This window comes from Acinetobacter sp. 24-47-39 (assembly GCF_056783825.1).
The window spans coordinates 86896-106843 of sequence record NZ_JBWYIP010000008.1; the positions used below are offsets into that span (position 1 = coordinate 86896).

Sequence of the window (19948 nt, forward strand, 5' to 3'; positions counted from 1 at the left end):
AACCTAAACACAAAGGGTGAATTTCTCACCCTTTCTTTCAATTTAATAATGATCAACATTTAGTCGGATTTATCCTATTTTTGTTTAGTTTTTCTTTACAATATTTTTTGACAATAAATATTGTCTTTTTAAGGAAGAAAAAATGAAAACAAAAAAAATGATCCCAGCACTTCTACTAAGTCTCGTAGGATTATCTCAACTTACATATGCTTCCGGCCTGATCGATGTCGAAGCTAAATACGTAAATACCAATTATGCGCAAACTAAGTACCCTATTGTAATGGCCCATGGCTTTGCATTAGGTTTTAGCCGCATTGGTACAGAACATTTCGGTTTAGATCAGTTCTATCAAATTACCCCTGACCTCGCACGAAATGGTGCACGTGTTTTTGTCGCTCAAATGTCTCCTGTCGAATCAACTGTGGTTCGTGGTGAGCAACTGTTACAACAAGTAGAAACAGCTTTAGCTATTACGGGTAAAGATAAGGTCAATTTGATCGGCCATAGTCATGGAGGACCTACTGTACGTTACGTTGAAGCCATTGCTCCTAAGAAAGTTGCCTCTCTGACTGCTGTTGCAGGCAGCATTAAGGGCTCTCCCTTAGGAGATACTTTCGTAAATAGTAAAGTGCTTAATAGTGTAGCAAAATTAGTTATTGGTGATATTTTGGCACCTGCAATTTCAATTATGGAAGGTAATCCAAGTCTTAGCGTTAATTACGAACAATCCATGTATGATCTTTCTGTAAAAGGTTCTTTAGAATTTAATCAAAAGTTCCCTTCTGCTGCGATCCCAAAAGACTGTAATTCTAACGGTTCATTACAAACGGCTAACGGCGTATATCATTATTCTTGGATTGGTTCTTCAAAGGTGACCAATGTTCTCGATATTTTAGATACCGCAATTGTTGTCTTAGGGACAGCGATTATGCCTAATGAACGCAATCACGATGGTCTCGTGCCTATTTGTAGTGCTAAATACGGCAAAGTAATTCGTGATAATTACAACTTAAATCATTTTGATGAAGTCAATCAAATACTTGGGCTTAAAGGCTTCTTTGCTCCTGATCCAGTATCAATCTTTAGACAACATGCCAATCGTTTGAAGATTCAAGGTTTGTAAGTTTTGATCATAAAAAAATGCGCCAAAAGGCGCATTTTTTTGCTTCGAAGCAAGGCTAAAATTAACCTTGTTTACGAGCTGGTAACTTTTCACGAATACGTGCAGCTTTACCAGAAAGTTCACGTAGGTAATAAAGTTTAGCACGACGAACGTCACCACGACGTTTAACTTCGATTTTAGCTACGATTGGTGAATGAGTTTGGAAAACACGCTCAACACCAACACCGCTAGAAATTTTACGTACTGTGAACGCAGAGTTCAAACCACGGTTTTTCTTAGCGATTACAACGCCTTCGAACGCTTGTAGACGTTCACGGTCGCCTTCTTTTACTTTTACTTGGACAACTACTGTGTCACCTGGTGCAAAAGCTGGGATGTCTTGTTTAAGCTGAGCATTTTCTACAGCTTGTACTAAAGGATGCTTACCGCTCATGGGGTATCTCCAATATGTGTGGGTCAGAAGAGGTCTGATATCCACTGGGGCTAGAGGCTAAGGCGCATAGACCCGATTGACTTTCCCTTCATGCTTGACCGCTTCAATGCATAAAGAGCCTATTTAATACTTCAAGCAAAATGCTTGAGGTCATATTTGCTTAAATAAATCTAAAAGATTTATTTTTGCGAATCTTTGAGCCATTTCTTTTGCTGCTTAGTCAACTCAACTTTTTCAACCAATTCAGGTCGACGTTCAAGCGTTCGTTGATAGCGCTGCAAAAAACGCCATTTTTCAATATTTGCATGATGACCTGATTTTAGTACCTCAGGCACATCCAAACCTTCAAAATGATCAGGCTTTGTATATTGCGGACAGTCGAGTAAACCATCCACAAATGAGTCTTGAACGTGTGATTGTTCATCAGACATTGCACCCGGAAGTCTCCGAATAATACTATCCAATAAAACCATCGCAGGCAGTTCTCCCCCAGATAAAACGTAATCCCCTATGGACCACTCCTGATCAACATATTTTTGGATCAAACGCTCATCAACACCTTCATAACGACCACACAATACAATTAATCCGTCATATTGCACGAAATCTTGTACTGAAGGTTCATTTAAGGTTTTACCTTGTGGCGACATATACACCACAGGTACATGAACAGCACCTGCTTGCGTTGCAAGCTCTTTGGCACGATGGATTGCTTTTGCCAATGGCTCAGCCATCATCACCATACCAGGACCACCACCAAATGGACGCTCATCCACGCGTTTGTAGTTCCCTGTTGCAAAATCACGAGGATTAATACAATGAATTTGCATTAAATCGCGTTTCGCTGCGCGACCGCTAATACCAAAACTTGTAATCGCTTCAAACATTTCAGGAAAAAGCGTAATGACTGCAAAAAACATCGCAGACTCCCGTATTTCCGAAAATATTAGTAATCTACGCCCCAATTGACATAGATACGACCAGTTTCGAGATCAACGCGTTGCACCACATCTTTATGCCATGGAATCATTCGCTCTTCGCCATCGACACTGTCAGCAGTTGCGCGAACTACCATCACATCGTTAGCACCTGTTTCAAACAATTCGTGGATTTGACCAAGATTGACTTCTTGCTCTTCATCATCCAGACCTAACACTGTTAGACCCTTTAGATCAGACCAATAATACTCGTCCACGCCTGGTTGAGGCAGTTGCGATTTAGAAATCCAGATATTTGCGCCAACTAAATTGTCTGCTGCAGTACGATCACTCACACCTTTCAGCGAAACAACTAAGCCTTTACCATGTGGCTTCCAACGTTTCACATCTACAATTTGCCAACCTGCTTTGGTCTCGATGTACCAAGGCAGATAGTCAAATATGTTGCTCATAGGTTCTGTGTTCGAATAGACCCAGAGCCACCCATTTAATCCATAAGCTGAACGTAGCTGTCCAATCTGAATACGATCTTCGGGAACATTCTGTGTTGGTGTCATGGGCTAGCTTCTACCGTATTAAACAGCAGCTGCAGCTTTTTTAGCTTGAGCAGCTAATGAAGCAACACGTTCAGAAGGTTGAGCACCTTGAGCAACCCAGTGAGCGAAACGATCAGCATCTAAACGAAGTTTTTCTGCTTTACCTTGAGCTGTAGGGTTGAAGAAACCGATACGTTCGATGAAACGACCGTCACGTGCATTACGGCTATCAGTCACGATGATTTGATAGAACGGACGTTTTTTAGCACCACCGCGTGCAAGACGAATAACAACCATGATAGAACCTTATAGTTTTTACGGATTATCCCTGCACCGACCATCGATACATTTCAAACCCCTTTCATAGAGGGCAGTATTTTACGTGAACTTTGATCCGATTGAAAGCTCAAAAATTATTTATCCACATTTTTGAATTTAAATTTATTTTCCATCCCAGTTTGTACTTGAAGAAGGCGTACAAGAAGCTGCTTTCACCCAACATTTTTCATTGGCTTCATTTATGACAAAGTGACCATCTGTTTGCATCAATTTTCCACTCACAGGCACTGCACTCAACACCCAACTGTTGTTGGTTACATCTGATATACCAACCGTATAGACAGGATCATAATACGGAACTTCAACTCGATTTTGCGCATTGGTCTGAAATCCTAATTCAGCCAACGTGACTGCTTTGCCATCCGGTTTAATATAACTGTAATTCGCAACCTGATAGTGCTGAAGTCGAGCTGCAATATCTGCCAATGTGGTTTTTACTTCGACACGTTTAGTTTTACGAACATATTCTTGGTAGGACGGATAGGCAATCATGGCTAAAATTCCAATGATGACCACTGCAATCATAATCTCTACTAAAGTAAATCCTGAATTACCATTGTTTTGCATTTGCACCACATCCTGTATATGCATTGACTTCTTTTAAGTCATTTTCCACCAAATATTCTGTTTTACAACGAATACCCTGACTCGTCGCCAAAAACGCATCATATCCTGTCTGCGTTGGTAAAGCTCGAATCCCCCATGCCCGTCCCAAGCCCTGATCTGAACTTAATAAGGTTTTAGGTGTTTTTTCACTGATATCTGCAATACTAATCACATATTTTGGTTTCTTCGCATCAGGCAGGGAAATACTCGTCATTGAAGTATCTTGATCGTAAATATACTTCGCATCAAAACCTCGATAGGAAAAACTGCGACTTTTATAGCGTTCAAGTTGTTCAATAATTTTGGATACTTCTTGCTGAGCCTGTGCAGCAGCATTACGTTTTAAATAACTTTGGTAAGATGGCACTGCGATTGTCATCAATATGGCAATCATCACCACAACAACCATCAACTCAATCAGCGTAAAACCTTTTTGATTCATGGTAACCACCTACTGACGCTCAAACCAGTTATAAGCTTTCAGCACTTTGGTTGTGATGTAGTTGGTATAACCACCGCCCAGCAAAGTCGTTTTCTTTTTACCATTCTGGACAATAGGTACGCTGTTTAGCTTACTAATCCCATCAGACTTAGTCTCTGAGATTTCTGCCACAATTTTATTTTGAAGATTAGACGTTGATCCAGCATCTCCACAAACACCATACGGCAAGCAAAGCTTTAAGGTACGACTTGCTCCTTTAATGCCCCCAGTACATTGGTTCGGTTGTTGTGACGATGCATCATTTGGATTGTATAAAGACACATATAAATCTGAATGACTTGGACTATTTGCGATCGCAATATAACCATTTAATGCTTTAACTGTACCAGTATTCGCTGTTTCGTTTTTAGCCGTTGTTCGTTGCAACACATAGAACCAACCACGCTTATTACGGTTCATCAGATGTGGCACTGTTGTACCTGATAAATTAGACCATGCAGTTAAATGAGCTTCGGTAAGGTTTTGTGTTTTAGCAAAATTCGCTTGAAACAAATTCGGTTGTGCCAAGTCATAATCATGTAACACATAGACTCGATTGTCATAAATATTGCTGGTATTTAATGGAAAGCTGCGATTTCCTGACGCAATACTCACCGCACCAAATCGCTCACCATTCAGATCATGGATGGTCAAAGCAGGCATTTCATAAAAACGTTGGTGATACGCACTAAAATCAGCAAGACGTGTCACTCGTCCAAACGCGGTTGTATTCGTTCCAAGACGATTATTGAGATCGACGCGCCACACTTGCCCACCTAAATCACCAAAATATAGGTGATCGATCAAACCATCCGTATTGCGGTCAAATGCTTTAATTTGACTGACCACACTATATTTCATCTCAGCATGCTTAACATCAACACTGGTTTGATTCGATTGGTTGCCATAGCGTGCATTCCACAATAATTCGCCCGTTTCAGCATCAAAAATATAGACGCCCGCCCCTTGATTAGCTCGTTGACCAGTTAATGCAGATTGAGGCTGATAACCATCCGTTTCATAGGCCATATCATAGCCACCACCCACAATCATGACCGTTTTAACTTTGCCGTCAAAACGAATTTTAGCAATGGTAGGTTTAGACCAACTATATCCCATAGCTTTTAAGGCATCTGATTGATTTGTGCCACTCACTGATGTTGATTTACTCTTTATCGTTCCAGAACTTGGATCAACATGGAAAAGTAATTCAGGTTGGTTCGGATTTTTCATATCCAAGGCATAATAACTACGCCCACCCATGCGCATACCACCATAAATGTTGGCTTTCGCAGCAATAAACTTATTGTTGTTCTGATCAATCTTATATTGAACATCTGAAGTCCATGATCCATCCATGCCATAAATAGGATGCGCAGATGACAATAATGTATTGGACTGTTCAAGTAACGCGTCTCGTCGACTTGGATCTTGAACCATTTCATGAGCTAAGAAACTAAATGCCTCTTCACCAGTTTCTTGATCCACAACATGCAATAATCCTTGCATCGTCCCAAATACCACGTAATCTTTTCGATGAGTCGCATTACGGGTATTCGCTAAAATGGTACCAGACCCCGCGTTATATTTTGCTTCGAGCGTCACCAACAATGGTTCCGAGTGAACAACGCCTCCCATTTGCTGCATCACCTTAAGATCTTTAACCTTATTTAGATCATTCCAAATGTATCCAGCAGGTAAGCTACTTAAGTAGTTTTTATCAAGTCGATAACCCAAAGCCGACAGTAAATAGGGTTGATATACATTTTGTCGCCACCCCGACTTGGTTGAATCAATATAGGTCGCGGCTAGCACATTCTGTGTCGTTAATTTCGTCAGTTGTCCATTCTCAGAACCTACCAATCGTTTTGCTTGATCACCCGTTGTGGCAATCGTTGCATTGGTGAATAAAGGGCGCGTTTTTATTTTGTCTGTAGCAGTAACACCTGCTAGTGGTGAAGGTGTGGCAATCCGAGAGAACACGCCCCCTTGAATTGCACTCAAACCATCATCTATTCCAGTATTGTTCCAAAAATCCTGCGTATTGGTTCGTATTGCACCTGATCGATCAAGTACCTCTTTCCCCCCACGATCAATCATCACAGCTTGAGCGTTAATACTGTATTTCTTTAAGTTCCCTAACCATAATTGATGTGTGGAAGCCAATACCGAATTTGCTGTGCTCACCTGTGGTTGAAACTGCGGTGCGAACACATAAGGATATGCTGAACTTGTTGATAAACGGTCAAATGGCACCACATAAGTACCAAAACTAGCAGCCTCAAAGTTACCGTGAGAGACGGCAACCAAGAAGGTATTCAATGCATTCTGAATATCTTCACCAGAAGTCGCTTGGGTATACCCCCCAATTTCTTGGCGAGTCCCGTAGGTATCCCCTTTACCAATCACATTCCCCAACTGTTTTAATGCTTGAGCATTCATACTATTGGAAATGTCATTTCCAGAACCTGTATAGCTACTATCAAAAGTACAATGATCGTATAGACCGTCATTGTCATAATCACGACAGGTTTCTCGTGGATGCTTTTGGAATAAGGGACCAAAACCTACAGTAGATGTATAAACACGCTTCTGATTCGCATCGCTGGTCATCTGTGTTTGATTTGCCAAACGCTGAACCATCTTACCCACACAAGCCCATGAACTACGGTTTTGCCAGGTGGTTTGATTGGCTGACACAGCATTACCAATATCATCTTCATAAAAACGATATGGCTGCGTCGCCATTTCCTTAAACTCGCCATTGAAGGTCGCGGCACCACTGGCACCTTTGGCATTACCGTAATTGTAATAGACATCTTTTAAGGGCGAGCCTTCACAAGTAAAGCTGTCATCTGCCAACGCATTTTGCATGACAGGGAGTACCGTCTTTGGTCTCAAACCAACTGGCGCCCCATCTGTTAAGAAAAAAACACCTTGCGTACTACATTGGGCATCACTGTTATTCAACTTGTTGAGTGGCGCTCTATAACTACCATCCGCTTTGCGAATGTCCGCTGGCGCAAATGATGCTCCAGATAAACCACGGCTATAATTAGAATATTTAGATGAAGGAAGTAAATCGATGCCTTTTAGGTTAGCCCCAAAGGTACGATTTCCTAGTAAATACGCATAAGTTTCTGAGAGTAATAGTGGTGTGGGCGTACTACCTACGGCTCCAATACTATTAATTTTATTGATTAAATCCGTACGGTGAGCAGGTGTAAGTTGTTTTGCTTCTAGTAAGATTTTAGATGAACGAGCATTTTCACCATAGCTTAACCAATCTTCTGTTGTCCCTATTTCACCCGTTGACGTAAACACCGACACCCCAATATAAACATTATCTGGAATACGATAATTTCCTGATAAGTCCTTTGCATTTAAGGCATCTACCAATGAATTTTTTAAGGCATTTAAACGGCTAACACTTTGACCTTTATAAGTTGCATCTACTGCACTCATACTCATCGAGTTATCAATCGCCAACATGATAATCGGATTATTTTTTGCTACAGGATTTTGATAAATTTGTAGATCACTGGCGTTCATTTGCATTGGGATCGCACCCAATGCCATCACGACTGCAATACTTTGCGCAATCATCTTTTTTGTAAAATGATTCTTTATCTTTTTATTCACAACACATCCCCATTAAGATTCAGCGCGCTGATAAGCATCAAAAATGTAACTTTGAATTTGGGTGTTATACGGCACACCAATATCCTTTAAACAAGATGAAATGGTTTGTGCATTACCCACCAATGGTGCTGTATGTGGTCGGCGCAAACAAAGATGGATTTCATCCGTTAAATCTGTCGAAGACAATGCGGGTAAGAGCGATGTTGAATAGACTGTCATTTTTTTAGTATCAGAAGGTTGTCCTATACTTTCAGTGTCAGTTCCAACGTTTGCGTTTGAAAGTGGGATATCATGATCACTGTCTGATGGAGGGCTTACGATTACAGACACCTGAGTTAATTGCGCCTTACGAGCACTGGCATAATCCCCATCGTTTGATAAGGAACAAAACCCAGAAACACCATCGACTGAGACATCACTCATTGCTTCATTCCAACGCAATACACTACTGTTGGAAACATTAAACATCGCACTATTGGATTGGTTTCTAAAACAGAATACGACTTCGTCACCTTCATTCTGAATTGAGTAACCAATTAAGCTCAGAGGGTTACCACTGGAGGCAGCATAGCCGCCATGCCCCAATCGATAAAAAACAGTATCGGAAGATTGCATTAACAATTGTTGCGCTTGACTATTGGTGGTGATATTCAAACTCACCATACTTTGTCGAATCGCCCAAGTACCAATAATGGTGAGCAGAACTAACATAATCAGTACGACAATCAGCGTTGCACCACGTTGATGTTGAATCATAAGCCCTCCGCTGAATCCATCACACTCATACCATTTCGAATCGCGATCGTTTGTGTAATGACTTGTCGAATAAATTTAGTCGCGACGGTTTTTTGTGCTTTTTTTAATTTTACTTTTTGATCAAGAACTTCAAATTCTTGATGAGGAGAAATTGCTTGATTTTGACCTACATTTTCAGATGATCTTACTAATAAACCGACCTGTATTGAATTGATGCGTGGACGTGGATAAACATTGAGCTTTTTATAATCTTCAATACTTATATATCTTTGCTGTGCCGTATTATCGTCATTAGAAATCCCCAACAGATAGTGAAAGTGATCAACACGATGCATCAAAATTTCACCATTCGTTGTTCCAAAGACAGTCTGTTTATTATTAAAATTTTTTAAAATTTGAGTGCTGTTACGCGTGTACCACCCTGCTTCACAGGCCAAGACCAATGCATCGTGTGGTTCTTTTTGAATATTTGCATTTGCATCTTTACGTAGAAAAAAACGTTGAACAATATATCGTCCAGCATCGTAATTATTACCTTCACAATCCACACCTTGTGTATCAGCATAAAACTGCATGACCAATTGGTCGCTCATTCCCGCTTGAGCAGGTTGTGAAGATTCAGCTGAAACCAACTCTATATTACTCGGCATACCAGATTGTGATACAGGCACAACCTCCGTATTTGGAATATTTCGTGAAATATTGACGGGAATATTGGTCGCATTAAATGCCAAATCACCAGATGTAGGCACCACTGGAGACTGAGCTGAAGTGATAACAATGCCACCATGTGTCAAACGATCATTAATGATATTTACTTGGCCATAATTTGCTTTACGAATTTCATAAGTAAGAAAGCGCAGACCAAAGTTGCCGTTATCTTGAACCTCCGACATCCCTTTCTGCATCGTGAATCCCATCTGCCCTGTAAAAAACAGATGTACCGCAGCAGCGGTAATCAATAATCCAAGCACCAAAGCGATCATAAGCTCGACTAGCGTCAAACCTTTTTGTGTATACCTACGATGCTGCATCAATAAAGCTCCATAACGATGCATTGCGCTTTTGGTAAATAACTTCCACCATGGGTACATGCATCTTTTGCAGAAGCATCATCGATAGGTTTTGTTTTTCCCCATGCTACGTAAATGCATCGGCGAGATTGCAAATTATTACTGACTTGGCAATTCGGCATTTTGATACTCATACCAAGACCATTGGCATTTTTTATTATCTGGGCAGCATCATAATGGGCAAAATCGGCTGCTTGAACACATGGATTCGTCGTTCCTTTTTGCACACATGATTTGGCTGTAGTTGTTTGTGTTTCTGCATTTATTCTAGCTTGATACTGAGTATAAGCATTTGAGTTCGCACGTATCTTCTCAGATAAGTCACGCGCTAAATTCATGGCTTGTAATTTAGACATTGCTTCATGTGAAGCATCAATTGCGCGCATTTGTAAAAATGAAAACCCCAATACCCCAATGGCCAAAACCAATAAGGCAACTAGAATTTCAATCATTCCTACCCCCTGTTGCGCAGCACGCATTAGCATGTCCCCTCTGCTTTTAAATATTGTGTTCCCATTCTTGTAATTGCTATCGTTTTAGAAACACCTAACACCTTATTACAAATAGAAAAATTTATGTCAGATGTAAAGTCAGAAATTCCCCCATCCATCCAGAATGTGACTTTTTCTTGTGATGAAGTCAATTTATTTTGCGCTTTGGGTGTCCAATGAAAGATTGTACTGCTATCTGATTGATTCGACTTAAGATCTACAGTCACATCTTTTCTTAACAATGTTGCTTGATTACGCGCCATCATCAGCACGCTTGATAATTCACGCACATCTGAATTTAGGCGATATTGCGCAACAATATTTTTAAAAGATGGAATAGCCATGGTTGCTGTGATTGATAGCACAATTGTGGTAATCAACAGCTCAATAATGGTAAAGCCCCGTTGTAAGTCTTTCATATTCAAACTTTTGTATTTATTTATTAATGTTACAAAAGTAATATTTTATAATTATAAAGCCAACACAGTTATGACAAATGGTATTAAAATGAGGATAAGATCACACTTTTGAAATCTGTTCACTTACCCTGCTATGTCATTGATAATTCATTATTAAGCTTGAGTAACTTGAATTCTCAATTCTTTAGGCAAGCTAAAGGTTATATTCTCCTCTCGCCCATTTAATTCCTGTGGTGACGTAGCGCCCCAATCTTGTAGACGCTGAATCACTTGTTTAATCAAAATTTCAGGTGCTGAAGCACCTGCGGTAACACCAATTTTAGTGGTTTCAGCAAACCATTCCTTTTTCAGCTCATCCGCATTATCTACGAGATAAGCATGCTTACCCATTCGCTCTGCCAATTCTCGAAGACGATTAGAGTTCGAGGAGTTTGGAGAACCAACCACTAAAACGACATCACATTGAGTCGCTAAATCACGGACCGCATCTTGACGGTTTTGAGTTGCATAACAGATATCATCTTTACGTGGCCCTTGGATGGCTGGAAATTTAGCACGTAAAGCATCAATGACCTTTGCAGTATCATCAATGGAAAGTGTCGTTTGAGTGACAAATGCTAACTTATTAGAATTATTCACCTGTAAAGCAGCAACATCATCTTCATCTTCAACCAGATAAATTGCACCACCATTTTTCAGATCATATTGACCCATGGTGCCTTCAACTTCAGGATGCCCTTCATGACCAATCAGAATGGCTTCAATCCCTTCACGCGCATATTTTGTGACTTCGATATGCACTTTTGTCACGAGAGGACATGTGGCATCAAATACTTTTAATCCACGGCGCTCAGCTTCTTGTTGTACAGCTTTTGATACACCATGTGCACTAAAAATCACGATATTGTCATCAGGAACTTCATCTAATTCATCTACAAAAATTGCACCACGTTGGCGTAAATCGTCCACAACAAATTTGTTATGTACCACTTCATGACGAACGTAAATCGGAGGATTAAAGCTTTCAAGTGCACGATTAACGATCGCAATAGCGCGGTCTACACCAGCACAGAAACCACGTGGATTAGCTAAAACAATTTCCATAAGACCCTCAAACGATCGCTAAAATTTGGTCAATGAATCAGAATATTTTTTAAAACAAATGCGAATTGCTATTTAGTTTAAAAGCACTCTGCTCTAAAATAGAGAAGATATTTTATCATATCAGGAAAAATATCATGTCGGGTCTCTTGTTTGTCGTTTCAGCTGCTTCTGGAACTGGCAAAACATCATTAGTTAAAGCCCTACTTGAGCGCGTAAGCAATTTACACGTTTCTGTTTCACACACTACTCGAGGTCAACGCCCTGGTGAATTAGATGGTGTGCATTATCACTTTACCAGCAAAGAATCTTTCATTGAGCAAGTGAATCAAGGTGGTTTCATCGAATATGCGGAAGTTTTCGGTAACTACTACGGCACTTCACAAGCGACTGTAAAAGAACAACTTGCAAAGGGTCATGATGTTTTACTTGAAATTGATTGGCAAGGTGCAGAACAGGTTCGCAAACTTTTTCCTGAATCAAAACAAATTTTCATTCTTCCACCTACTCAATTTGATCTTCGCCAACGCCTATCAAACCGCGGTACAGATTCTGTTGAAGTGATTGAACATCGCTTAAGTTGTGCAGTAGAAGATATGCAACAGTACGTAAACTTTGATTACATCATCCTGAATGATGATTTTAATAAAGCTTTACATGATCTTGAGTCTGTCATTAATGCGAACCGTCTTTCATTATCACAACAGGCTCACCGACATAAAGATTTAATTCAAAAATTAATCACACCGAATTCGTGATTAAACTTGAGTCTATAGACAAAGCATTTTATACTGCGCAGTCTGTTAAAAAATTTCATACATACGAGAACTCTTATGGCACGCGTAACCGTTGAAGATTGTTTAGACCATGTAGACAACCGCTTTGAGCTTGTACTAGTGGCAAGCAAACGCGCGCGTCAACTTGCTCGTCAAGGTATCGAACCAACTGTAGAATGGGACAATGACAAACCAACAGTGGTTGCTTTACGTGAAATCGCTGAAGGTCATGTCACTAAAGATATCTTGAAACAGCGTGAGCAAGATTATCAAACGTCTAGCTTAGATTTAGCACTTTCTGCAAATAACTTAAACTTAGATGGTTTTTCTTTCCAATAAGCTTTAAGACCTGCATTTAAAAGAGCCTAGTCCAGTGACTAGGCTTTTTTATTGAATTTTTTTAGAGAATGATTCGACAAAATTGAAAAAATTTGTTAAAAAAATTAGAGCTATTCTCTATTTAAAAATAGAGCATTGTAGCAATATGAATTTTTAGTAAAGTCTTTTACTTTTTACTCTCTTCCACGGATTCAAAGGTGTAGTATGCCAGGCCCATTGGTCAGCCAAGCTAAGCAACAGCTAAAAGTCATCATCGACGCGTATTTATCTGAAAAGGACGTCGACAGAGTACTTGTGGCCTGCGATTATGCTGACATGGCGCATGATGGTATTACACGCAAAAGCGGTGAACCCTATATTCTGCATCCGATAGCCGTAAGTTGTATTTTGGCGCATATGCGCCTAGACCCAGAAACCTTAATGGCAGCACTACTGCACGATGTTATTGAAGATACCGACTTTAGCAAAGAAGACATTACTGAAAAATTTGGCAAAACAGTGGCTGAGCTGGTCGATGGTGTTACGAAATTAAGCCACTCTAGTGACAAAGAATATAATAAAGCAGCCTCATTCCGAAAAATCCTACAAGCCACGTTACAAGATCCTCGTGTGATCATCATTAAACTTTCAGACCGTTACCATAATATGACGACTTTGGAAGCTTTAAGACCAGATAAACGTGCCCGTATTGCACAAGAAACTTTTGATATATTCGTGCCAATGGCGCGTTTGGTCGGCATGAATGAAATGGCTGACAACCTTGAACACCTCTGCTATCAAAATCTTGATTTAGATATGTTCAATGATGTACAAGATGCTTTGGCGCAAACCAAACCGCAACGCTGTAAGTACCAAGCCATTTGGGAAAAGCATTTGAGTGACCTCTTGGAAAACTCCAATATTCCAGGGCGGATTAAAAAGAAAAACAATAACATAGAATTATTACGCCACTTTGTTAAAAACGAAATTAACCTTCAAGAACTCACACATAGTCATGCGTTTGAAATCGTGCTCCAAACCATTGCTGATTGCGATCGTTTAGTTGAGTTACTAAAAGATAACTTCCAAGTTTTAAATTACCAAGATCATATCCGCCGCCCTCTTCCAGGTGGCAATCAATCCTTGATGCTGCGTTTGAAAGGCGAGAAAACCACGCTTTCGCTCACCATTCAAACTGAACTTATGCGTAAGGCTGCGCGATTTGGGGTAGTATTAGGTGAAAATGCTCCTCAAACGTGCCGATCAGCCATTCAGGCATCTATGCAAAATTTGCATACCTTAGTCGGTGGCGACTGTGCGAAGACCACGTTTAATGATCTATTGGATTATCTACATCAAGAAAAAATATGGGTCTACACCCCTCAAGGTCACTTACATGAGTTACCACAAGGGGCGACAGCAGTAGATTTCGCTTACTCTGCAAGCTTGTTCTTAGGTAACCATGCAGTCGGCTGTAAAATTGATGGTGAAATCAAACCGCTTTCTACACCACTCTCAAGCGGTCAAGTCATTGAGGTGATTACAGATGTACTGGCTTCACCCAACCCGGATTGGCTGAGCTTTATTAACACTCAAAAAGCCAGACGTTCTATTCAAAATATTTTGCGAGATCAAGATATTGATGAGCAGCGTCTTGTCGGTCAACAAGCCTTAAATCGTGCATTAAAGTTATTTAATACGTCTATTCATGATCTAACTGATCAAAATTGGACTGAACTATTACAATGGCGCCATATTCCAACCAAGAATCAACTTTTTGAACAAATTGCTGTAGGTGATTTGCTCCCACAACTTGTGGCGAACCATCTCTTTGCTCAAGATCATCATCAAGATCAAGCATCAAGTCGCCTGATCTTAGGTACTGATGGCGTAGATGTAAAATATGCCCATTGTTGTAATGCAGTGCTAGGCGATCCTATACAGGGGCATTTATCTCGCCGTGGTCTTATTGTTCACCGTGCTCGCTGTAAGAACCTTTTACACGAACAACAGTTACACCCTGAAAATATTATGCCGTTGCATTGGAAAGATGAAGGTGAATCAGAAATCAACTTCAATGCTTACTTATGTATCGATCTATTATTAAGTGATGAGCAAATTTCACAACTGATTTATATCTGCCGTAAATCAAAAATCGGAATCGAGTCCGTTCGACAATACGAATCAAAAACCTATCTGAGTATTGTTGTTCATAGTCGTCAACAAATTGCGCAAATCATTCGTGAACTCCGCATGCAATTTGGTTTTCCGCGTATTTCACGCATGTCAGCTCCTCTTTCCGTTGAAGAAGTCTCACAAGCCTGCTAAACAAATACAGATTAGAGCTTTCACCTATAGTGTTCATCCTTTATGATGAAGCTAGATTTGAATAATGGAGAAATAGATGTCCCGCCAAGTCATTCATACTGAAAATGCACCTGCTGCAATTGGTACTTACTCTCAAGCCATTCTTGTCGGCGATACACTTTATCTTTCAGGACAAATTGGATTAGATCCATATAGCATGGAATTGGTTGAAGGCATTGAAGCTCAAATTCGTCGTGTATTTGATAATCTAAAAGCAGTTTGTGAAGCTGCTGGTGGTTCTTTAGCTGATATTGCCAAACTGAATATTTTCCTCACTGATTTATCTCACTTTCAATTGGTAAACCAAATTATGGGTGAATATTTCGCTCAGCCGTATCCAGCGCGTGCAGCATTAGGCGTTGCAAGTTTACCTAAAGGCGCACTGGTTGAAATGGATGGTGTTGTGATTATTTCTAAATAATTTCAATATCTTAGAAAATACCACCTATAAGGTGGTATTTTTTTATCTGGAAAAACGATGAATTAAACAGCATTTTTAAATGAATTTCATTGACAAACGATAATAATTATCAATAATATCAACTATCGCATTTATCCTTGTGGTTGAGCAGAAATGTACGTTTGTTTATGTCGTGGAATTACAGATCAAGATATTAAAGATGCTATGGCAAATGGCGCTGAATCTTATCGTGAAATTCGTGACTTGCTTGACCTAGGCACTTGTTGTGGACGCTGTGTTCCTGAAGCACGCAGCATTATTAATGAAGAACTTGCTGAAATAGCTGCCAGAATTTCAATCGCCGCTTAGTTCAGAATGTGCTAAAAAATAATAACAACTCATTCTATAACTATAATTCAGATTTCCAATTTCTCCCCCCGCTTTGACTCAGCGGGGTTATTTTTGCAAAAGTGTATTTGATTGCGATTTTCATTTGCTGTTCAATAAATTACTCGTCAGGCTTTAGCAAGTTGGGTTAAGATAATCTCTATCGATAGCCTTCTATGATAGGCTGAATTTTGAGTTTGGAGCTAAGATCATGAAAGGCAACCGTGACGTTATTCATCAGTTAAATCAGGTGCTTTACCACCATCTTACAGCCATCAACCAATATTTTTTACACTCACGCATGTTTAATGATTGGGGCATCGAACAACTCGGTTCAGCGGAATATAAAGAATCTATCCGTCAAATGAAGCATGCAGATAAAATCATTGAGCGCATTTTATTTTTAGAAGGTCTTCCAAATCTGCAACATCTGGGTAAGCTCTATATTGGTCAACACACCATTGAAGTGCTGCAATGCGATGTTCGGAAAGTAAAAGAAAATATTGAAACGATTCAAACTGCTGTGAAATTAGCAGAAGAACAACTCGATTATGTTACACGTGATTTAGTACAAGAGATTTTAGAAAAAGAAGAAGAGTATTTAGATTGGGCGACCACTCAACTCGATCTTGTCGATCAAGTTGGTGTAGAGAATTATATTCAAAGCCAAATTTAATGATTGAAATAAAAAAATCCCCTTTCGGGGATTTTTTTATTTCAATAAGTCATCATACTCAATATGCTGCTTATGCAATGTTTCTAAAATCCATAATTGATGCTTCGCTTCTTGCTCCTTACCATTAAAAGCCAACACTTGTGCATACTTATGTAAATCATATTTTGATGCCAAGTTTGCAATCATTCGCTCTAGATCAGCAAGTTGTTGTTCTGTCATTTCAGTTTTAGGATCTAATCCGATCCACCACACGCGCTCTTTAAATTGGGTAATCAACCAAATTTGCTTTTGCATGGTGTGTTGTTGATCTGCTGTTAAAGCTTCAGCCTTTGATGCGAGTACACTTTGCTCTTTATATAAAAAATAATCCCGTGTCGTAACTAAAGCCCCAACAATCGTGATAAAAGCAATCACTGCGAACACTCGACCATCGATTTTTAACGAAGGCAAATTTGTATATTGCGCCTGAATGATGCCCAATAAGAAACCTGCTGGAAGTAGAAAATAAGCATAATGCAAAGGAAACTCTAACATGCCATGAATGAGAATCGCACATACCATTAATGTTGCAATGATCGAGATATTATCCTTCACCCCTTTATTGAGCCACAGTAGCCAAGCTGTAAAGTACAGAAGAATAAGCCCACCTAGAATCAAGCCATTCCAGACCAATAGATCTAGAATCATGTTGTGTGCACTTTTATACCAAAGTGAAACTTGGAAGGTATCGGTAATATAGTATTGCGCTAAGCCTGTTTGATTCCATCCATACCCCCACCATGGCTGATGCAGAATCGCAGCTATCATTTGTTGCCACATATCAAGGCGAATATCACCCATACCTTGGACAGCACGGTTTGCTGCGGAACTTTGCACGACTGAAGCTGAATCACCAATAGAAAAAATCAACTGGTTGATCGTCGTTAAATTCAGTGTTAAGAGTACAAATACACCTAACCAAAAAGCTAAATGGGTCAATGAAAATCGATTCTGTTTTTTGGATTGTTTGATTAACCAATAGATCACGATAAAAGCACAAACGATAATGCTTGTTCGGGATTGTGCTAAAACAATTCCCAATAAAATAACAAATGCTGTTGGTATAAGATAAAGATTGGAAAGTAATCGTTTTTCAAATAGATAGAGCGAACTCAGTAGCCCTAAAAAAAGTAAAGTCCCTAAGTTATTTGGTTGAGCTAAATTGGCGTAAGGTCTATTTCCCTTTAGTGGATAAATGAGATCGCCTAAAATCCAATTCAACTGAAGCCATTGAAGCATCGCGAATATAGCGGAAATGAAGCCAACGGAAATAAATGTTAAACAGGTAATTTTAAATACTTGCTCTCTCTTTTTTTGCTCGAGGCAAAGTTGATATCCAGCAATGACCATCAATACAAAAAACAGAAAATACGTAAAACTAAATAAAGCATTACTAAAATATATATTTTGTCCAAATAAAAATTGAACAAGCGGAATACTTAAGAAAGGCAGTAAGAGGAGCTGGGGTTTTGCGATTTTTACTTTAGTTTTTGCTAAGCCAATCAATAGAAATGATGCCGCAATAAACGTCAATATTTCTGAACCGAAGGTTGGCCAAGGAGAACGATGATATGGCAACAGCCAAGCAACCATGATCAATACAATACTTAGGGCATAACAAATCATAACTATGATGCTAAATTAAATTTACACTATGTTAAAACATTTACATCTATTAGATTAATTAAATTATTCCTATTTTTCTAAGCCAGTACTATGACCGAACCCCCAAAAATAAGGCCATCCTGTTCCTTGCATCCCAGCGCATCCTCGACAAAAAAAATCATCGCCAAGAAATCTAACCACCATAATGATAAAAATGCAGTAGAACAACACAAATAAATATTTCTGATTCACTCCTTGTTTAACTTGATTGTTCTCAATTGCAATTTGAGTCTTGACTTGAAAAGCCAAAGCAAGAAATAGAATACAAATGACTTGAGCAGCTGGATAAATAAAATTACCTGAAAAGAAGCCATCAATCATAATCGCTAATACACCCATTTTTAGAGTAATCGGAGTCTCTGATTTAAAAAGCTGGAATAACTTAATGCACACCCAGCTTAAACATAAAATCCCAACTACACCCCACTCAAAAATCAAACGGAAATATACATTATGCATATGTTGCCCAATATGATATTGGATACTCGCGAGATACCCCCCACCTAAACCAGTTACCGGATGACTCAACCATTGTTGGAGAGCAAACTGCCACATTTCTGCACGACCAGAACTGGAATATCGTGCAATCTTTAAGATATTTTTTCCTGGATAGAGTTGTAAATAATAGTAGTGGGTCAGGTAGAAAATAACGTACGCAATCAAAATTCCTACAGCAGTCATCAATATAGATTTACGCTGCTGTGAACTCATTATGAATAAAATAAACATTGGAACAATAATACTTAGTATGGCTGCACGTGCACCATCGAAAAACAACCCTACAAACAATAAAAAGCTGAAAATGGGAAAGAATTTCCACATAAAAGTATTTTTATCTTTTAGATAAAAACCTAACCAAAACACTACAACTAAAACACTATCAATGATTCGTACAGATCCGGTGTTTAACTGCCATCGATACCAGATACCACTCTGCAGCAATTCAAAGATAGAAAAAAATAAATTTATAAAAGGGACACAACAAACAACCAGTAACAAAGTCATCAACATATTACTTCGATGGCTTGTCAAATCAGCACTACCTAAACAAATAAATAGTAAAAATAGACCTAATAACTGAAGCAGATCATAAATCTGATAAATGGAAAAATGCCAGTAACTTACAATAATTGCTAATACACCAATTAATAAGACGGTAAAATGATCCGCTCTAGAAAGATATCTTTGTTTTTTACTAGATATGAAAAACAGACCACAAAGGCTTATTAATAAGATTTCTAGAAGTCTTAATTCATCATATTCACTAGTGAGCCAAGCAAAGTTTATCCCTAACAAAAATAGGGACAAAAAGAAAATGACTAAGTACAACATTTATTTTTCTCATAAAAAAAAGAGGATTAAAAAATCCTCTTTTTTATTAA

21 protein-coding genes are annotated in these 19948 nt (G+C 39.2%); 7 read left to right on the forward strand and 14 right to left on the reverse strand.

The genetic code is table 11. The annotated features are described in order from the left end of the window. Positions 1–142: 142 nt before the first annotated feature. Positions 143–1123 (forward strand): lipase family alpha/beta hydrolase, encoded by a 981-nt coding sequence (locus AC1M9C_RS08795; RefSeq protein ID WP_481953551.1) that lies wholly within the window; start codon positions 143–145, stop codon positions 1121–1123. A 61-nt stretch (positions 1124–1184) separates the two neighbouring features. Here AC1M9C_RS08795 and rplS read toward each other — a convergent pair whose 3' ends face one another. The 12 genes from rplS to ispH form a co-directional block, all read right to left on the reverse strand. Continuing rightward, entirely contained in the window at positions 1185–1556 is a 372-nt protein-coding gene (rplS, locus tag AC1M9C_RS08800) for a 50S ribosomal protein L19 (protein ID WP_004787066.1), read from the reverse strand. A gap of 179 nt (positions 1557–1735) precedes the next feature. Beyond that, a complete protein-coding gene (gene trmD, locus AC1M9C_RS08805; RefSeq protein ID WP_092766672.1) occupies positions 1736–2476 on the reverse strand; it encodes a tRNA (guanosine(37)-N1)-methyltransferase TrmD in 741 nt (246 codons plus the stop codon). Between the two features lie 26 nt (positions 2477–2502). After that, positions 2503–3051, reverse strand: a complete 549-nt coding sequence (rimM, locus tag AC1M9C_RS08810; RefSeq protein ID WP_035264305.1) for a ribosome maturation factor RimM — start codon at positions 3049–3051, stop codon at positions 2503–2505. 18 nt (positions 3052–3069) lie between these two features. Further along, a complete protein-coding gene (gene rpsP, locus AC1M9C_RS08815; protein WP_035264308.1) occupies positions 3070–3327 on the reverse strand; it encodes a 30S ribosomal protein S16 in 258 nt (85 codons plus the stop codon). Positions 3328–3471: 144 nt separating this feature from the next. After that, positions 3472–3936, reverse strand: coding sequence for a type IV pilin protein (locus AC1M9C_RS08820; RefSeq protein WP_481596170.1), 465 nt, complete (start codon positions 3934–3936; stop codon positions 3472–3474). Further along, on the reverse strand, positions 3920–4417 hold the full coding sequence (locus AC1M9C_RS08825) for a type IV pilin protein (RefSeq protein WP_481613150.1): 498 nt from the start codon (positions 4415–4417) through the stop codon (positions 3920–3922). Before AC1M9C_RS08825 ends, AC1M9C_RS08820 begins: the two co-directional genes overlap by 17 nt. Positions 4418–4426: 9 nt before the next feature. Continuing rightward, positions 4427–8098, reverse strand: coding sequence for a PilC/PilY family type IV pilus protein (locus tag AC1M9C_RS08830; protein ID WP_481953552.1), 3672 nt, complete (start codon positions 8096–8098; stop codon positions 4427–4429). Between the two features lie 12 nt (positions 8099–8110). After that, complete coding sequence (locus AC1M9C_RS08835; protein WP_481953553.1) at positions 8111–8854, reverse strand: pilus assembly PilX family protein; 744 nt, start codon at positions 8852–8854, stop codon at positions 8111–8113. Continuing rightward, a complete protein-coding gene (locus AC1M9C_RS08840; RefSeq protein WP_035264319.1) occupies positions 8851–9888 on the reverse strand; it encodes a PilW family protein in 1038 nt (345 codons plus the stop codon). Before AC1M9C_RS08840 ends, AC1M9C_RS08835 begins: the two co-directional genes overlap by 4 nt. Continuing rightward, entirely contained in the window at positions 9888–10406 is a 519-nt protein-coding gene (gene pilV, locus AC1M9C_RS08845) for a type IV pilus modification protein PilV (protein WP_228143086.1), read from the reverse strand. The genes AC1M9C_RS08840 and pilV overlap by 1 nt, the downstream gene beginning before the upstream one ends. After that, entirely contained in the window at positions 10406–10837 is a 432-nt protein-coding gene (locus AC1M9C_RS08850; RefSeq protein ID WP_481596168.1) for a pilus assembly FimT family protein, read from the reverse strand. Before AC1M9C_RS08850 ends, pilV begins: the two co-directional genes overlap by 1 nt. A gap of 153 nt (positions 10838–10990) precedes the next feature. After that, entirely contained in the window at positions 10991–11941 is a 951-nt protein-coding gene (ispH, locus tag AC1M9C_RS08855; RefSeq protein ID WP_481953554.1) for a 4-hydroxy-3-methylbut-2-enyl diphosphate reductase, read from the reverse strand. 134 nt (positions 11942–12075) lie between these two features. Here ispH and gmk point away from each other — a divergent pair, with 134 nt between their 5' ends. From gmk to bfr, 6 genes are all read left to right on the forward strand, one after another. After that, entirely contained in the window at positions 12076–12696 is a 621-nt protein-coding gene (gene gmk / locus AC1M9C_RS08860) for a guanylate kinase (RefSeq protein WP_035264330.1), read from the forward strand. Positions 12697–12771: 75 nt separating this feature from the next. Next, a complete protein-coding gene (rpoZ, locus tag AC1M9C_RS08865) occupies positions 12772–13053 on the forward strand; it encodes a DNA-directed RNA polymerase subunit omega (protein ID WP_035264331.1) in 282 nt (93 codons plus the stop codon). A 204-nt stretch (positions 13054–13257) separates the two neighbouring features. Beyond that, positions 13258–15360, forward strand: a complete 2103-nt coding sequence (locus AC1M9C_RS08870) for a RelA/SpoT family protein (protein WP_481953555.1) — start codon at positions 13258–13260, stop codon at positions 15358–15360. Positions 15361–15436: 76 nt separating this feature from the next. Beyond that, positions 15437–15820: a RidA family protein gene (locus AC1M9C_RS08875; RefSeq protein ID WP_035264336.1), complete on the forward strand. Its 384-nt coding sequence runs from the start codon at positions 15437–15439 to the stop codon at positions 15818–15820. A 153-nt stretch (positions 15821–15973) separates the two neighbouring features. Continuing rightward, positions 15974–16168: a bacterioferritin-associated ferredoxin gene (locus AC1M9C_RS08880; protein ID WP_035264349.1), complete on the forward strand. Its 195-nt coding sequence runs from the start codon at positions 15974–15976 to the stop codon at positions 16166–16168. A 229-nt stretch (positions 16169–16397) separates the two neighbouring features. Next, complete coding sequence (gene bfr, locus AC1M9C_RS08885; RefSeq protein ID WP_035264352.1) at positions 16398–16862, forward strand: heteropolymeric bacterioferritin subunit Bfr; 465 nt, start codon at positions 16398–16400, stop codon at positions 16860–16862. Between the two features lie 36 nt (positions 16863–16898). On the opposite strand, the gene AC1M9C_RS08890 is transcribed toward bfr, so the two are convergent. Continuing rightward, positions 16899–18527, reverse strand: a complete 1629-nt coding sequence (locus tag AC1M9C_RS08890; protein WP_481953556.1) for a PglL family O-oligosaccharyltransferase — start codon at positions 18525–18527, stop codon at positions 16899–16901. A gap of 69 nt (positions 18528–18596) precedes the next feature. Next, positions 18597–19898, reverse strand: coding sequence for an O-antigen ligase family protein (locus AC1M9C_RS08895; protein WP_481953557.1), 1302 nt, complete (start codon positions 19896–19898; stop codon positions 18597–18599). Positions 19899–19948: the final 50 nt, after the last annotated feature.

What these genes read in the sequence shown, in the direction of transcription:
- AC1M9C_RS08795 (WP_481953551.1), top strand. Translation starts at nt 143, where the DNA reads ATGAAAACAAAAAAAATGATCCCAGCACTTCTACTAAGTCTCGTAGGA.
- rplS (WP_004787066.1), bottom strand. Translation starts at nt 1,556, where the DNA reads ATGAGCGGTAAGCATCCTTTAGTACAAGCTGTAGAAAATGCTCAGCTT.
- trmD (WP_092766672.1), bottom strand. Translation starts at nt 2,476, where the DNA reads ATGTTTTTTGCAGTCATTACGCTTTTTCCTGAAATGTTTGAAGCGATT.
- rimM (WP_035264305.1), bottom strand. Translation starts at nt 3,051, where the DNA reads ATGACACCAACACAGAATGTTCCCGAAGATCGTATTCAGATTGGACAG.
- rpsP (WP_035264308.1), bottom strand. Translation starts at nt 3,327, where the DNA reads ATGGTTGTTATTCGTCTTGCACGCGGTGGTGCTAAAAAACGTCCGTTC.
- AC1M9C_RS08820 (WP_481596170.1), bottom strand. Translation starts at nt 3,936, where the DNA reads ATGCAAAACAATGGTAATTCAGGATTTACTTTAGTAGAGATTATGATT.
- AC1M9C_RS08825 (WP_481613150.1), bottom strand. Translation starts at nt 4,417, where the DNA reads ATGAATCAAAAAGGTTTTACGCTGATTGAGTTGATGGTTGTTGTGGTG.
- AC1M9C_RS08835 (WP_481953553.1), bottom strand. Translation starts at nt 8,854, where the DNA reads ATGATTCAACATCAACGTGGTGCAACGCTGATTGTCGTACTGATTATG.
- AC1M9C_RS08840 (WP_035264319.1), bottom strand. Translation starts at nt 9,888, where the DNA reads ATGCAGCATCGTAGGTATACACAAAAAGGTTTGACGCTAGTCGAGCTT.
- pilV (WP_228143086.1), bottom strand. Translation starts at nt 10,406, where the DNA reads ATGCGTGCTGCGCAACAGGGGGTAGGAATGATTGAAATTCTAGTTGCC.
- AC1M9C_RS08850 (WP_481596168.1), bottom strand. Translation starts at nt 10,837, where the DNA reads ATGAAAGACTTACAACGGGGCTTTACCATTATTGAGCTGTTGATTACC.
- ispH (WP_481953554.1), bottom strand. Translation starts at nt 11,941, where the DNA reads ATGGAAATTGTTTTAGCTAATCCACGTGGTTTCTGTGCTGGTGTAGAC.
- gmk (WP_035264330.1), top strand. Translation starts at nt 12,076, where the DNA reads ATGTCGGGTCTCTTGTTTGTCGTTTCAGCTGCTTCTGGAACTGGCAAA.
- rpoZ (WP_035264331.1), top strand. Translation starts at nt 12,772, where the DNA reads ATGGCACGCGTAACCGTTGAAGATTGTTTAGACCATGTAGACAACCGC.
- AC1M9C_RS08870 (WP_481953555.1), top strand. Translation starts at nt 13,258, where the DNA reads ATGCCAGGCCCATTGGTCAGCCAAGCTAAGCAACAGCTAAAAGTCATC.
- AC1M9C_RS08875 (WP_035264336.1), top strand. Translation starts at nt 15,437, where the DNA reads ATGTCCCGCCAAGTCATTCATACTGAAAATGCACCTGCTGCAATTGGT.
- AC1M9C_RS08880 (WP_035264349.1), top strand. Translation starts at nt 15,974, where the DNA reads ATGTACGTTTGTTTATGTCGTGGAATTACAGATCAAGATATTAAAGAT.
- bfr (WP_035264352.1), top strand. Translation starts at nt 16,398, where the DNA reads ATGAAAGGCAACCGTGACGTTATTCATCAGTTAAATCAGGTGCTTTAC.
- AC1M9C_RS08890 (WP_481953556.1), bottom strand. Translation starts at nt 18,527, where the DNA reads ATGATTTGTTATGCCCTAAGTATTGTATTGATCATGGTTGCTTGGCTG.
- AC1M9C_RS08895 (WP_481953557.1), bottom strand. Translation starts at nt 19,898, where the DNA reads ATGTTGTACTTAGTCATTTTCTTTTTGTCCCTATTTTTGTTAGGGATA.